This is a genomic window from Azospirillum himalayense (genome assembly GCF_042657465.1).
GTDB lineage: Bacteria > Pseudomonadota > Alphaproteobacteria > Azospirillales > Azospirillaceae > Azospirillum > Azospirillum himalayense.
The window spans coordinates 132,032-146,598 of the sequence record NZ_JBHSLC010000087.1; the positions used below are offsets into that span (position 1 = coordinate 132,032).

At 69.7% G+C, this 14,567-nt stretch carries 11 protein-coding genes; 9 read left to right on the forward strand and 2 right to left on the reverse strand.

Annotated elements, in window-relative coordinates; all coding sequences use genetic code 11:
- Positions 1-9 precede the first annotated feature (9 nt).
- Positions 10-1,284, reverse strand: a complete 1,275-nt coding sequence (locus ACFPMG_RS25690; RefSeq protein WP_376998077.1) for a glycosyltransferase — start codon at positions 1,282-1,284, stop codon at positions 10-12.
- Entirely contained in the window at positions 1,281-2,513 is a 1,233-nt protein-coding gene (locus tag ACFPMG_RS25695) for a glycosyltransferase family protein (protein ID WP_376998078.1), read from the reverse strand. Before ACFPMG_RS25695 ends, ACFPMG_RS25690 begins: the two co-directional genes overlap by 4 nt.
- A 193-nt stretch (positions 2,514-2,706) precedes the next feature.
- Between ACFPMG_RS25695 and ACFPMG_RS25700 the strand changes: the two genes are divergently transcribed.
- From ACFPMG_RS25700 to ACFPMG_RS25740, 9 genes are all read left to right on the forward strand, one after another.
- A complete protein-coding gene (locus tag ACFPMG_RS25700) occupies positions 2,707-5,346 on the forward strand; it encodes an ABC transporter transmembrane domain-containing protein (protein WP_376998079.1) in 2,640 nt (879 codons plus the stop codon).
- Positions 5,347-5,374: 28 nt separating this feature from the next.
- Positions 5,375-5,830 (forward strand): cyclic nucleotide-binding domain-containing protein, encoded by a 456-nt coding sequence (locus tag ACFPMG_RS25705; RefSeq protein ID WP_353858265.1) that lies wholly within the window; start codon positions 5,375-5,377, stop codon positions 5,828-5,830.
- Between the two features lie 20 nt (positions 5,831-5,850).
- A complete protein-coding gene (locus ACFPMG_RS25710; RefSeq protein WP_376998080.1) occupies positions 5,851-7,023 on the forward strand; it encodes a glycosyltransferase family protein in 1,173 nt (390 codons plus the stop codon).
- Positions 7,024-7,224: 201 nt separating this feature from the next.
- Positions 7,225-8,031, forward strand: coding sequence for a polysaccharide deacetylase family protein (locus tag ACFPMG_RS25715; protein WP_376998081.1), 807 nt, complete (start codon positions 7,225-7,227; stop codon positions 8,029-8,031).
- Positions 8,032-8,034: 3 nt separating this feature from the next.
- Positions 8,035-8,592 carry a hypothetical protein gene (locus tag ACFPMG_RS25720; RefSeq protein WP_376998082.1) on the forward strand — a complete coding sequence of 186 codons (558 nt, stop codon included), beginning with the start codon at positions 8,035-8,037 and terminating at the stop codon, positions 8,590-8,592.
- Positions 8,589-10,502, forward strand: coding sequence for an ABC transporter ATP-binding protein (locus ACFPMG_RS25725; protein ID WP_376998084.1), 1,914 nt, complete (start codon positions 8,589-8,591; stop codon positions 10,500-10,502). The genes ACFPMG_RS25720 and ACFPMG_RS25725 overlap by 4 nt, the downstream gene beginning before the upstream one ends.
- A complete protein-coding gene (locus ACFPMG_RS25730) occupies positions 10,502-12,394 on the forward strand; it encodes an ABC transporter substrate-binding protein (protein ID WP_376998085.1) in 1,893 nt (630 codons plus the stop codon). The genes ACFPMG_RS25725 and ACFPMG_RS25730 overlap by 1 nt, the downstream gene beginning before the upstream one ends.
- A 4-nt stretch (positions 12,395-12,398) precedes the next feature.
- A complete protein-coding gene (locus ACFPMG_RS25735) occupies positions 12,399-13,397 on the forward strand; it encodes an ABC transporter permease (protein ID WP_376998086.1) in 999 nt (332 codons plus the stop codon).
- Positions 13,394-14,566 carry an ABC transporter permease gene (locus tag ACFPMG_RS25740; protein ID WP_376998088.1) on the forward strand — a complete coding sequence of 391 codons (1,173 nt, stop codon included), beginning with the start codon at positions 13,394-13,396 and terminating at the stop codon, positions 14,564-14,566. The genes ACFPMG_RS25735 and ACFPMG_RS25740 overlap by 4 nt, the downstream gene beginning before the upstream one ends.
- Position 14,567 lies beyond the last annotated feature (1 nt).

Sequence of the window (14,567 nt, forward strand, 5' to 3'; positions counted from 1 at the left end):
ATCCCGTCGTCAGCCGCCGTGCAATGCACAGCATCCTCCGAGGGGTAGAAGAACAGCATCGCCATTTTTGATTGTGAAACGATCGTGCAGCCGATCGATGCCCGAATCGCTGCCGAAGTCGCGGCGCACCCGCGCGGCGCCCGCCGCGCCCAGCGCCGCCCGGCGGGCCGGGTCGCGGAGCAGCGACTCGAGCGCGCCGGCCAGCGCCACGAAGTCCTCGGGGTCCACCAGCGTGCCGGTAACTCCATCCTCGATCAGCTCGGCCACCGCGGCGGCGCGGGTGGACAGGCAGGCCAGCCCCTGGCTCTGCGCCTCCATCAGCACGTTGGGCAGCCCGTCGCGGTCGCCGTCGCGCGCGGTGCGGCAGGGCAGGACAAACAGGTCGGCGCGGCGGTACTGGGCGATCACCGCGTCCTGGGCCTTCGCCCCCAGCCAGTCGATCCGCCCCTCCAGCCCCAGCGCCGCCGCCTGCGCCTTCAGCGCGGGCAGCCGGTCGCCGCCGCCGATGTGGGTCCAGCGCCAGTGCAGCCCGGCGGGCAGACGGCCCAGCGCGTCGAGCAGCAGGTCGAACCCCTTCTTCTCCACCGCCCGACCGACCGACAGCAGCCGCACCGGGTCGGCGGGGTCGGCCCCGTCGCGCGCCGGGCGGGCGTCCGGCGGGGCGGGGAAGCGGCTGAAGTCCAGCCCGTGGTAGAGCAGCTCCACCCGTTCCGGCTCCGGCGCCAGGGCGCGCAGGCGGTCGAGGCCGAGCGCGGTGCAAGTGACGCCCCAGCGCGCCTCGGCGAGCTTGTCCCGCAGGTCCCAGTCGGGGGAGGTCCAGATGTCCTTGGCGTGGGCGGAAAAGCTCCAGGGCAGGCCGGTCAGCAGCGCTGCGTAGCGCGCGACGCTGGCCGGGGTGTGCAGGAAATGGGTGTGCAGCCAGGTGACGTCCGCCGGCAGTTCCGCCGCCAGCACGCAGGCTTGGCCGAAGCGGCGCACGCGGTTGCGGCTGGGGTCGCGCCGCAGGTCGGCCAGCCAGGCGGCCCGCGCCGCCGGCCAGCCGGGGAGCCGCCGCGCCGCGGCCAAGGCACGCAGCACGCGGCCGGGCGCCTCGTGCAGATATTCGGGCAGATAGGTCACCGGGGCGGTGACTCGGCGGTTCAGCTCGTGCACCGCCTTGTCGGTCGGTTGACGCAGGCTGACGATCAGTTGACGCAACCCCCGCCGTTCCAGCCCCAGGATCTCCTGCGCAATGAAGGTTTCCGACAGGCGGGGCCAGCCCTTCACGATGACGGCGACGGTCACGCGGCGTCCCCGGCGGCCAACTGGCGCTCCGAAGCGCAGGGTTCGGAGGGCAGCGCCGGCAGGTAGCGCGCCGACAGGCGGTTGACGCTCTCCAGCCCGCCGAGCAGGCCCGGCACCACGACCGAGGAGGGCGGCGCCTGCCAGGGCAGCCGGCGCAGCGCCGCCGCCATCGCCGCGGCGTCGCGCACCCCATCGTCCATCAGGACGGAGACCAGCCCCAGCTCCTGCGCGCGGGCGGCGCGGATGGTCTGCTCGCGCCGCGGCACCTCGCGCGGCACGATCAGCGCCTTCTTGTCGAAGGACAGGATCTCGCAGAAGGTGTTGTAGCCGCCCATGGCGACGACCCCGACCGCGCCCTGCATCAGCCGCTCGATCCGCGCCTCGAAGGCGGTGGCCTCGACGTTGGGCAGGGCGTCGGCGCGGGCCAGGAACTCGGCCTGGAGGTCCGGCTGCATGAAGGGACCGAACACCAGCACCGCGCGGTAAGGGATGCCGGGATCGCTCTCGTAGGCGCGCAGCACCCAGTCGACCAGCGCCTCGCCGTCGCCGCCGCCGCCGGGGGTGACCAGGATGTAGGGCTCGTCCGGCAGGCCGGGGCCGTGCGGGAGCGCCGGGGGCACGGTGCGGTGCAGGTAGCCGGTGTACACCATCTTGTCGCGCACCGACTGCGGGACCTCGATTCCCTCCAGCGGGTCGCAGATCTGCGGCAGGCCGTAGGCCCAGATCTCGTCGTACAGATTTTCCAGCGCCGGCAGGACCTTCTTGCGCTCCCATTCCGGGGCGAGCAGGGCCGGCTCGTCCATCACGTCGCGCAGGCCGAGCACCAGCGGCACGCCGCGGCCCTTCAGAAGTTCGAGTGTCTCCCGCACCTCGCCACGCAGGCCGAGCGGTTCCTTGTCCACGATGAACAGGTCGGGCTGGTAGATCTCCGCCGTGTGACGGATCAGCGAGGCCCGCATGGACAGGATCTCGTCGATGTCCAGATGCAGGTTCAGCGCCGTGTATTCCCCGTTGCGCAGCTTGATGACGCCGGGGATGCGCACGAAGTCCACCCGCGTGCGGAAGTCGAAGCTGCCGACGATCGGCGAGCCGGACAGGATCAGCACGGACAGGTTGCTGTAGCGCTCCACCAGCGCATGAGCGATGGCCCGGCAGCGGCGGAGATGGCCGAGGCCGAACGTGTCATGGCTGTAGATGAGCACGCGGCCCGAGGTCGGACGTTCGCTCATAGACTTCCTACCTCTCCCGATTGGCCTCTTGTGTCCGGCCGCGGCTTGGCCGATGAACGGGTGTGCGTCGTGCCGCCACCGGGATGGGGGCGGGCCGCTCGCGGGCTCACCATATCCTCAACGGCCAAGCGGCAGAGGGGGTAAGGTTTCTGCCTGCTCCCGGCACCGGCGTCCCCTTGCGTAGAATGGCGCTATGGAATCCAGCATTTTCCGATTCATCCTTCGGCACAGCGTCCGTCAGCAGATCGTGCTGACCCTGATGACCCTGGCGTCCTTCCCCTTCCTCTACGCCTCGCTCGACCTTCCGAAGCGGATCGTCAACGAGGCGATTGCCGGGAAGAAGCTGCCTGAGTCCTTCCTCGGATTCCATCTCGATCAGGTGACTTACCTGTTCGTCCTATGCGGGCTGTTCCTGACTTTGGTGCTGGTCAACGGCGCGTTCAAGTATGTCATAAACACCTACAAGGGCCGCCTGGGCGAGCGGATGCTGCGCCGCCTGCGGTACGAGCTGTACGTGCGCGTCCTGCGCTTCCCCCTGCCCCGCTTCCGCAAGATGTCGTCCGGGGAGATCATCCCCATGATCACGGCGGAGGTGGAACCGCTGGGTGGCTTCATCGGGGACGCCATCGCCATCCCGGTTTTCCAGGGCGGCACCCTGCTGGTCTACATCGCCTTCATCTTCGTCCAGGACCCGGTGCTGGGGGCAGCGGCGGTGTCGCTGTACCCGTTCCAAGGCTGGCTCATCCCACGGCTTCAGCGCAAGGTCAATCAGCTTGGCAAACAGCGCGTACGTGCCATGCGCCAGATCGCCGACCGCATCGGCGAGACGGTGTCCGGCATCCAGGAGGTCCATACCCACAACACGGCGTCCTGGCATCTCGCCGATCTCAGCCACCGCCTGGGCGACGTGTACCGCATCCGTTTCGAGATTTACCAAAGAAAGTTTTTTGTCAAATTCCTGAACAATTTCATAAACCAGCTGACGCCGTTCTTCTTCTATTCGATCGGCGGTTATCTGGTGATCCACGGCCAGCTCTCCTTCGGCGCGCTGGTCGCGGTGCTGGCCGCCTACAAGGACTTGGCCGCTCCTTGGAAGGAACTCCTCGACTGGTACCAGCAGAAGGAGGACAACCGGATCAAGTACGAGCAGGTGGTGGAGCAGTTCCACGTCCCCGACCTGCTGGCCGAACGCCTGCTGCGCGAGGAGGAGGACGTCCCGTTCAAGGGCAGCCTGTCCTTCCACAACGTCGGGTTCGGGGAGGACGGCGGCTCGCCCATCCTGGAGGGGGTGACGTGCGACATCCCGCTGGACGGCCACACCGCGCTGATCGGCGTCGGGTCCGGGCGGGACGAGCTGGCGCAGCTCGCCGCGCGCGTGCTGCTGCCCTCGTCGGGCCAGATCCGGCTGGGCGAGCATGATTACGCGGAACTGCCGGAGAGCGTGACCGGGCGCCGCGCCGCCTATGTCGGGGCTGCCCCCTACCTGTTCTCGGCCTCGCTCTACGACAACCTCGTCTACGGGCTGCGCCACCGGCCGCTGCGCGAGAATGGTGAAAGCGAGGAAGCGGCAGAGCATCGCAAGAGCCGGATGACCGAGTCGGTGCTGTCCGGCAACGCCACCGACGACGTGCACGCCGACTGGATCGACTACGCCGCCGCCGGTTGCAACGGGCCGGAGGATCTGAAGGCCCGCATCCTGCGCGTGGTGACGATGGTCTCCCTTCAGGACGATGTATACGGCATGGGCCTCAACCGCACCGTCGATCCGGAGCGGCGCCCCGACGTGGCCGCCCGCGTGATGGAGGCACGCGACGCCATGCGCGCCATGATGCTGAACAACCCGGACCTGGGGCGGCTGGTCGAGCGCTTCGACCCCGACCGCTACGCCGTGAACGCCACGCTGGCGGAAAATCTGCTGTTCGGAACGCCGGTCGGACCGATCTTCCAGACTGACGCGCTGGCCTCCAATCCCTATATGTTGCATGTGCTGGACAAGGTGGGGTTGACCGACACCATCCTGGAGACCGGCCACAAGGTGGCGGAGACCATGGTCGAACTGTTTGCCGGCCTGCCGCCCGGCCACGAGTTCTTCGAGCGCTTCTCCTTCATCGGCTTCGCCGAGCTGCCGGAATACCAGGGCATCCTGGCGCGCACCGCGAAGGAGGGGCTGGGGGCGCTGCGGCCCGAGGAGCGGACGCGGCTGATGACCCTGCCCTTCAAGCTGATCGGCGGCCGCCACCGTCTGGGCCTGATGACCCCGGACCTGGAGAAGAAGCTGCTGCAGGCGCGGCACCTCTTCGCCAGCGACCTGCCGGCGGACCTGAAGCACGCCGTCGCCTTCTTCGATCCGGAGGCCTACAACGCGGCGGCCAGCATCCAGGACAACATCCTGTTCGGGAAGATGGTCTACGGGCAGGCGCAGGTGCAATCCAAGGTGGGCCGCATCGTGGCGGAGCTGGTGGACCAGCTCCACCTGCGCGACACCATCGTGGAGGTCGGGCTGGACCACCCGGTGGGGGTGGCGGGGTCGCGCCTGTCCGCCGCGCAGCGCCAGAAAGCGGCGCTGGCCCGCGCCCTGCTGAAGCGCCCCGACCTGCTGGTGCTGAGCGAGGCGACGAGCGGGCTGGACACCAGCAGCCAGAGCAAGGTGCATTCCGCGATCCTCGGCGAACGCAAAGGGTGTGGTCTTGTGTGGGTTCTGCAGCGTGCCGGCTTGGCACGGGCGTTCGAGCGAGTCATTGTGATGAAGGACGGTCGAATCGCCGAGCATGGACGCTTCGACGAGTTGAACAGGCCCGGTACGTTGTTGCATGAATTGATAGCCGCCGAATAAAGCCGGCGGCGTTGAGGAGGCAGACGGCATGAGCATCGCCGAAGAAGTCAATTGCCTGCGCAGGATTCCCCTGTTCGCCAACATCGACACTTCCAAGCTCAAGCTTCTCGCCTTCACCAGCGAGCGGTTGAGCTTCCGATCGGGCGACATCCTGTTCGAGCAGGACGAGATGGGCACCTGCGCCTACATCCTGCTGCGTGGGGAGGCGGAGGTGATCATCACCGGCCCCGGCGGGCCGCTGGCCGTCGCGACGCTGGGGTCCAACGAGATCGTCGGCGAGATCGCCATTTTGTGCGACGTGCCGCGCACCGCCACCGTGCGCGCCAGCACCGACCTGGAGGCGCTGTGCGTGCCGAAGGACCATTTCCTTCAGATGATCGCCGACTTCCCGCAGATGGGGCTGGAAATCATGCGCTCGCTGGCCCACCGCCTGGAGCAGACGACCGTGCGCCTGCGCGAAGTGCTGGCCGCCCAGGCGACCTGACGCGTTACGACCGGCAGCCCATGCGTGTCCTTTTCCACGTCCAGCATCTCCTGGGCATCGGGCACGACCGCCGCGCCGCGCTGATCACCCGTGGACTGGCCGAGGCCGGCGTCGCCGTCACGGTGCTCCGCGGCGGGCATCCGGTGCCGGGAATCGACTACGGCCCGGCGGCGGAGATCGTCCAGCTTCCTCCCGCACGGGCCGCCGACAGCAGCTTCAAGACCTTGCTGGACGAGCACGACCGGCCCATCGACGATTCGTGGCGCGCCCGGCGCCGCGCCGCGGTTCTGGAAACCCATGAGCGGGTGCGGCCCGACGCGCTGCTGGTCGAATCCTTCCCCTTCGGGCGCCGCGCCTTCCGGTTCGAGCTTCTGCCGCTGCTGGAGGCAGCCAAGGCCGGCGGGGCGGTCACCGCCGCGTCGGTGCGCGACATCCTGGTGACCAAGGCCAAGCCGGAGCGGCTGGAGGAAACCGTCTCGACGGTGGAACGGCTGTTCGACCATGTGCTGGTCCACGGCGACCCGGACCTGATCCCCTTCGCGGCGACCTTCCCCGCCGCCGCGCGGATCGCCGACCGCATCCGCTACACCGGCTATGTCGCGGTCCCACAGGGCAGCGAGGGGGACGGCGCCGAGGGGAAAAACGCCGACGGCACCGGTGAGGTGATCGTGTCGGTGGGCGGCGGGGCGGTCGGCCTGCCGCTGCTGCGGGCGGCGCTGGCGGTGCGTGCGTCAACTCCCGCCGGACTTGACGCACCCTGGCGCCTGCTGGCCGGGCCGGACGTGCCGGAGGCGGATTTCCGGGCGCTCGCCGCCGCGGCCCCGCCTGGCACCGTCGTGGAACGGGCGCGGCCCGACTTCCCCACCCTGCTCCGCCGCTGCCGCCTGTCGATCAGCCAGGCCGGCTACAACACCGTGCTCGACGTGCTCCAGGCCGGCTGCCGGGCGGTGGTGGTTCCCTTCGCCGCGGGCAGCGAGACGGAGCAGGCCACCCGCGCCCGTCTGCTGGAGGAGCGGGGCCGGCTGGCCGTGGTCGACGAAGCCACCCTGACTCCGGACACCCTGGCCGCGGGCGTTGCCAGGGCGCTCGCCCTGCCCCCGCCGGCGGCCATTCCGCTGCGCCTGGACGGCGCCGCCGCCACCGCCCGGCTGCTGCGGCACGCGGTGGCCTACCGCCAAGGCAACAGCCGCTAAACCAATCAAGACGCTTGGATTTTTCCGGTGCGGGGGCCATGCTGATGATGGCCATCGCGCACGCTTTCTTAACCCTCTCCCCCTGGGGAGAGGGTGGCCCGGAGGGCCGGTGAGGGGGTTGTGCCTGTGCCGGACGTAACGACACGCGCACCCCCCTCACCCTAACCCTCTCCCCGGAGGGGAGAGGGAACAGAACAGACGATGACCGTGACCGCCACCGCCCCTTCCCACAGCCCGCCGCGCGCCGGTTGGGACGATCTGACCGCCGAGCTGGACGCCTGGGCCGCCGCCGGGCGCACCGCCACCCTCTGGTGGCGCGACGACGACGCCGTCGAGCCGACGCGCGACCTCGACCGGATGATCGCCCTGTCGGTCGAGACCGGCGCGCCGCTGGCCCTGGCGGTCATCCCCGCGGGGGTCAAGGAGGCCCTTGCCCCCGCTGTGGACGCGACCCCCGGCGTCACGGTGCTCCAGCACGGCTGGTCACACGCCAACCATGCCGCTCCCCCCGCGAAGAAGGCGGAACTCGGCGCGGACCGCCCCGCCGCCGCCGTGCTCGCCGAACTGGCCGAAGGGCGCGCCGTGCTGGTGCGCCTGTTCGGGCCGCGCGCCCTGCCCGTTCTGGTGCCGCCGTGGAACCGCATCGCGCCCGGCGTGACGGTGGACCTGCCCGCGGCGGGCTTCGCCGGCCTGTCCGTTTTCGGCCCGCGACGTGTGTCAACCGTCAACATGATGTGTGTCAATACACACATCGACCCGGTGGCCTGGAAGGACGGCAAGCGCTTCCTGGGCGACGCGGAGTCGCTGGGCATGGCGGTCACCCATCTGCGCGCCCGTCGGCTGGGCGCGGTGGACGCGGAGGAGCCGACCGGCCTGTTGACGCATCATTTGGCGATGGACGGTGAAACCTGGGCCTTCACCGCGCGTTTCTTCACCGTGACCCGCCACCACCCAGCGGTCCGCTGGCTGTCCGCTAATACGCTGTTCGCCGCAGAAGGACTTCGCTGAGACATGGCCGAGCTGCCCATGGCCCGACCCTCGACAGGGGAGACGCCGACCGTCGCGGAGATGCGCTACCCCGCCGGGGCGCTCGCCGGCGACTACGCGCGGGCCGGGGCGGGGCTGGCGCTGACGGTGCTGCCGCTGGCCTTCCTGCCCGTCACCCCCTGGATCGCCGTGCCGCTGGCGGTCTGCGCGCTGCTGTTCGCGGTCTTCGCGGCGCGCACGCTGCAACGTCAACTGACCCGCCTGACCATGGACGGCGAAGGCCTGCGGGCCGACGGGCCGCTGGGCGGCGCCATCCGCTGGGACGCCCTGTCCGGGCTGAGGCTGCGCTACTACGCGACCAAACGGGGGCGCGACGACGGCTGGATGCAGGCGGCGCTGACCGGTGGCGGCACGACCCTCCGCTTCGACAGCAACCTGGAGGGCTTCGACGCGGTGATCGAACAGGCCGCCCTCGCCGCCGGGCGCAACGGCGTGGCGCTGACCCCGGTGACGGTGGACAATCTGATCGCCCTCGGCATCGAGCCGCCGGAGGACCCCAACGAAAAGAGGCCGGCGCCATGAGCCGCACGCTGCTCCGGGTGGAGGACCTGAAGGTCGATTTCCAGGTGCCGGGCGGCGTGGTCCACGCGGTGCGCGGCGTGTCCTTCCGGGTGCGGGCCGGCTCAACCGTCGCTCTGGTCGGCGAATCCGGCTCGGGCAAGTCGGTGGCGGCGCAGTCGATCCTGCGCATCCTGCCCCGCAACGCCACCATTGCGGGTGGGAAAATCCTGTTCGACGACGGAGTCGTCAACGAGGGCCCAGTAAACAATGGTGGCGGCCCTGTCGACATCGCCGGGCTGAAGGCCGACGGCGCAGCGATGCGGGCGCTGCGCGGCGGCCGCATCTCGATCATCTTCCAGGAGCCGATGACGTCGCTGTCGCCCCTGCACACGGTGGGCGACCAGGTGGGCGAGGCGGTGCGGCTGCACCAGCGGGTGACCGCCCGCCAGGCCCGCGCGCAAGCCGAGGACATGCTGCGCCGGGTGCGCTTCCCCGACCCGAAGCGGGCGCTGGACACCTACCCGTTCGAGCTGTCGGGCGGCCTGCGCCAGCGCGCGATGATCGCCATGGCGCTGGTCTGCCGCCCCGCCCTGCTGATCGCCGACGAGCCGACGACCGCGCTGGACGTCACCATCCAGGCGCAGATCCTGAAGCTGATCAAGGACCTCCAGGCCGATCTCGGGATGGCCGTCCTGCTCATCACCCACGACCTGGGGGTGGTCGCCAACCTCGCCGACGAGGTGGTGGTGATGCACCGCGGGCGGATCATGGAATCCGGCACGCGCGAGGACATCTTCGCCGACCCCCGCCATCCCTACCTGAAGGCGCTGCTGCGCGCCGTTCCGCGCTTCCACATGGCGCCGGGGGAACGGCTGGTGCCGATCCGCTCGATTACATCGCAGGGCGGCAGCCTGCTGGAGAAGGACCACCAGCCCTGGCCGGCCGGCGCCGACGCGGCGGGGCCGCTGCTGGCGGTGGAGGGGGTGCGCAAGCGCTACGGGGCTCGCAAGGCCGGCTGGTTCGGGGCCAAGGCCGGGGCGGGCACGCTGGCGGTGGACGACGTCAGCTTCGCCATCGCGCGCGGCGAATGCGTCGGGCTGGTCGGCGAGTCGGGCTGCGGCAAGACCACCCTGTCGAAGATCCTGATGCGCGCCCTGACTCCGGACGCCGGCAGCGTGCGCTTCAACGACCATGGCCGGATCGTCGACGTGCTGGGGTTGCAGGGCGACGCGCTGACCGCCTTCCGCCGCAAGGTGCAGTTCGTCTTCCAGGACCCCTTCGGTTCCCTGAACCCGCGCATGACCGTCTTCGACATCATCGCCGAACCGCTGGTCATCCACGGCATCGGCGACGAGGCGGAGCGCGCCGCGCGGGTGAAGGAGCTGATGGGGCTGGTCGGGCTGGACGCGCGGCATCTGCGCCGCTACCCGCACAGCTTCTCCGGCGGCCAGCGCCAGCGCATCGGCATCGCCCGCGCGCTGGCCCTGCGGCCCGAGCTTCTGCTGCTCGACGAGCCGGTGTCGGCGCTCGACGTGTCGATCCAGGCGCAGGTGCTGAACCTGCTGAAGGACCTGAAGGAACGGCTCGGCCTGACCTACCTGTTCGTCAGCCACAATCTGGCCGTGGTGGACTACATGGCCGACCGCATCCTGGTGATGTGCCGCGGCCGAATCGTCGAGTCGGCGCCGCGCGAGGCGCTGTTCCGCAACCCGGTCCACCCCTACACCCGCGCCCTGCTGGCCGCCGTGCCGGAGCCGGACCCCAGCCATCCGCTGTCGCTGACCGACCTGGAGGAGGGCCGCGCCTCCGACCCCGCGCGCTGGCCCGCCCCCTTCACCATCGACGAGGACCACCAGCCCCATCTGGTCGATCTCGGCGGCGGCCATTGCGTGCGCGCCGACGCCGCCATCCGCGTGCGGGAGGTGGCGTGATGAAACTGGCCCGCCCCGCCCTGCTCCTCCTCGCCTTCCTCGGGCTCAGCGCCTTCGACGCGGTCGAGACGCCGATGCTGGAGAACGCGGTCGGCGCCGGATCGCTGCCGCCTGTGGAGAAACGGCTGCCTCTCACCCCGCTGGTCGAGCCGATGGACCGGCCCTGGCAGTCGCCGGGGCGCCATGGCGGGGACCTGCGCCTGCTGATGGCGCGGACCAAGGACACCCGGCTGATCTACGTCTACAGCTACGCCCGACTGGTCGCGCTGACCCCGAGCCTGCGCATCGTCCCCGACATCCTGGAGCGGGTGGATGTGGAGGAAGGGCGGATCTTCACCTTCACGCTGCGCCGCGGCCACCGCTGGTCGGACGGCCATCCCTTCACGGCGGAGGACTTCCGCTACTGGTGGGAGGACATGGCCAACAACGCCAAGCGCTCCCCGGGCGGACCGCCGCCGGAGATGATGGTGGCCGGGGAGGCGCCCAAGTTCGAGGTGCTGGACGCCGCCGCGGTGCGCTACACGTGGTCGCGTCCCAACCCCTTCTTCCTGCCCATGCTGGCCGGTGCCAAGCCGGTGGAGATCTACGCCCCGGCCCATTACCTGCGGCGCTTCCACCCCCGCTTCACCGAGCCGCTGGAGCTGAAGCAGCGGGTGGAGGCGGAGCGGCAGAAAAGCTGGCAGCAGCTTCACAACCGCAAGGACAATCTGACCGAGTTCGACAACCCCGACCTGCCGACCCTGCAGCCCTGGGTGCCGACGACCGCGCCGCCCGCAGACCGTTTCATCTTCGTAAGGAACCCTTATTTCCATCGTGTGGACCCGGCGGGGCGGCAGCTGCCCTACATCGACCGGGTCATCATGACGGTGGCCGACGCCAAGATCGTCCCGGCCAAGACGGGGGCTGGCGAAAGCGACCTCCAGGCGCGCTACCTGCGGTTCGACAACTACACCTTCCTGAAGCAGGGGGCGAAGCGCAACGACCAACGGGTCACGCTGTGGCGCACCGGCATTGGGGCGCAGATGGCGCTGTTTCCCAACCTGAACTGCAACGACACGGTGTGGCGCGCGCTGAACCGCGACGTGCGCTACCGCCGCGCCCTGTCGCTGGCCATCGACCGCGAGGAGATGAACCAAGTCATCTATTACGGCCTCGCCACCCCGTCCAACAACACGCTCCTGGAGGTCTCGCCCCTGTGGGTGCCGGCCTACCGCGACCGCTGGGCGCAGTTCGACGTCCGGCAGGCCAACCGGCTGCTCGACGAGATCGGCCTGACGAAGCGCGACGTCAACGGCGTCCGCCTGCTGCCCGACGGCCGCCCGCTTGAGATCGTGGTGGAGACCGCCGGGGAGAGCACGGAGGAGGCCGACGCGCTGGAGCTGATCGCCGACGGCTGGCGGCGCGTCGGGGCGCGGCTCTACATCCGGTCCTCGCAGCTCGACGTGTTCCGCAACCGCATCTTCGCTGGCGACACCTGCATGTCGATTTCGCGCGGGCTGGACAACGCCATCGCCACCGCGGAGATGAGCCCGGCCGAGCTGGTGCCGGTCGATCAGGCCAAGTACCAGTGGCCGAAATGGGGCCAGTTCTTCCAGACCATGGGCAAGGACGGCGAGCGCCCCGACATGCCCGAGGCCCGCGACCTGCTGGAGGCCTTCCGCGCCTGGCGCGACGCCCCGGACGAGGCCGGGCGGGCGGCGGCCTGGACGCGCATCCTGACGCTCAACGCCGAGCAGGTCTTCACCATCGGCACGGTCGCCGGGGTGCCGCAGCCGGTGGTGGCGCGCCGTACCCTGCGCAACGTGCCGGAGGAGGGTCTGTTCAACTACGACCCCGGCGCGCATTTCGGGCTGTACCGGCCCGACGGCTTCTGGTTCGACGAGAAGGGGTGAGGCCATGCTGGGCTACGTGATCCGCCGCATCCTCATCATGATCCCGACGCTGCTGGCGATCAGCGTCATCACCTTCGTCATCATCCAGCTTCCCCCTGGCGACTATCTGACGACGCTGGTCAACGAGATGCAGAGCCGGGGCGAGAGCATGGACCAGGGCCGGCTGGCCATGCTGCGCGAGACCTATGGGCTCGACCGGCCGATGTACGAACAGTACGCGCTGTGGCTGGCCGGCATGCTGCGCGGCGACTTCGGCTATTCCTTCGAATACAACCTGCCGGTGGCCGACGTGGTGGGCGACCGGCTGTCGCTGACCGCCATCGTGTCCTTCGCCACCATCCTGTTCATCTGGGTGGTCTCCTTCCCCATCGGCATCTATTCGGCGACGCGGCAGTACAGCCTGGGCGACTATGCCCTGACCTTCCTCGGCTTCCTGGGGCTGGCGACGCCCAGCTTCCTGCTGGCGCTGGTGATGCTGTACTTCGCCAACGTGTGGTTCGGCACCTCGATCGGCGGGCTGATGGACCCGCGCTACATCGGCCAGCCCTGGAGCTGGGGCAAGGCAATGAGCGTGTTCGAGCACATGTGGATTCCGGTGATCGTCATCGGCACCGCCGGCACCGCGGCGATGATCCGCCGCTTGCGCGCCAACCTGCTGGACGAGCTGCACAAGCCCTACGTCGTCACCGCGCGGGCCAAGGGCCTGCCGCCGGGCCGGGCGCTGGTGAAATACCCGCTGCGGGTGGCGCTGAACCCCTTCGTGTCCGACATCGGCAACCTGCTGCCGCAGGTCGTCTCCGGCGCCGCCATCGTGTCGGTGGTGATGTCGCTGCCGACGACGGGGCCGATGCTGCTCCAGGCGCTGCGCAGCCAGGACATGTATCTGGCCGGCTCCTTCCTGATGTTCCTGGCCGTGCTGACGGTGATCGGGGTCTTCCTGTCCGATCTGGCGCTGGCCGCGCTCGACCCGCGCATCCGCCTGAGCGGGGGAGCCAGCCGATGAGCGCCTCCCTGCCGACCCAGACCCCCCTGCCCCACAGCGTCGACACCGCGCCCTGGGACCCCGACGAGGTCGAGCGGCTGTCGCCCGAGCAGGAGCGCTTCACCACCGCCTCGCAATGGCGGATGGTCTGGTGGAAGCTGCGGCGGCACAAGCTGGCGGTGGCCTCGGGCATCGTGCTGCTGCTGCTCTACGCCTCGACCCTGGTCAGCGAGGTCCTGGCCCCCTACGCGGTGGACAGCCGCAATTCCCACTTCATCCACGCCCCGCCGCAGACCGTGCACCTGTTCCACGAGGGACAGTTCGTCGGCCCCTTCGTCTACGGCTACACCTACCGCCTGGACATGGAGATCCTGAAGCGGGACTACACGCCCGACCCGGCGAAGGTGCAGCCGATCCGCTTCCTCTGCCGCGGCGACCGCTACGCGTTCTGGGGGTTGGTGGAGAGCGACTGGCACCTCGCCTGCCCGGCGGAGGGCGGAACGCTGTTCCTCATGGGCACCGACCGGCTGGGGCGGGACCTGCTGTCGCGGATGATCTACGGGACGCGCATCTCGCTGACCATCGGGCTGATCGGCGTCGCGGTCAGCTTCGTGCTGGGGATCGTCATCGGCGGCATCGCCGGCTATTACGGCGGCTGGGTGGACAACCTGATCCAGCGGCTGATCGAGATCATCCGCTCCTTCCCCGAACTGCCGCTGTGGATGGCCCTGTCCGCAGCATTGCCCGTCACCTGGAACCCGATCTTCATCTATTTCGGGATCACGGTGATCCTCGGCCTTCTGGAATGGACGGGCCTCGCCCGCGCCGTGCGGTCCAAGCTGCTGGCCCTGCGCGAGGAGGACTTCACCACCGCCGCCCAGCTGATGGGCGCCAGCCCGGCCCGCATCATCGGGCGGCACCTGCTGCCCAGCTTCATGAGCCACCTGATCGCCTCGGCGACGCTGGCCATCCCCGGCATGATCCTGGGCGAGACGGCGCTGAGCTTCCTCGGCCTCGGTCTGCGCCCGCCGATCACCAGCTGGGGGGTGCTGCTGACCGAGGCGCAGAACATCAACGTGGTGGCGCTGTACCCCTGGCTGATGCTGCCGGTGCTGCCGGTGATCGTGACCGTGCTGAGCTTCAACTTCCTCGGCGACGGTCTGCGGGACGCGGCGGACCCGTATCGGTAAG